This window comes from Achromobacter sp. SIMBA_011 (assembly GCF_046535435.1).
In the GTDB taxonomy this organism is placed as follows: domain Bacteria; phylum Pseudomonadota; class Gammaproteobacteria; order Burkholderiales; family Burkholderiaceae_B; genus Achromobacter; species Achromobacter dolens.
This window is the reverse complement of the sequence record NZ_JAWRWN010001155.1, coordinates 1-239: the sequence shown is the minus strand read 5'-3', so window position 1 is coordinate 239 and position 239 is coordinate 1. Positions and strand designations below refer to the sequence as shown.

The 239-nt window shown below is 59.4% G+C and carries 1 protein-coding gene; it reads left to right on the top strand.

Features of this window, described 5'->3' with window-relative positions; all coding sequences use genetic code 11:
- Nucleotides 1–239 (top strand): ABC transporter permease (locus tag SB816_RS34670; protein WP_410548583.1); only part of this gene is annotated, 239 nt, incomplete at both ends.

The window sequence follows — 239 nt, the reverse complement described above, 5'->3', positions numbered from 1 at the left end:
CAACGTCGCGACCGGCCTTGCCACCATCGAGCCGGAAACGGAGGATGTGCTGCGCGCGCTCGGCGCAAAGAAGATGGATATCATGCTGAAGGTCGGTATTCCGCGCTCCATGCCCTATTTCTTCGGCTCCCTGAAAATCGCCATCACGCTCGCCTTCGTCGGCTCGGTCGTATCGGAAACCGTCGCCTCCAACTATGGCCTTGGCAACATGATGAGTTCGGCGCAGAGCCAGTTCAACG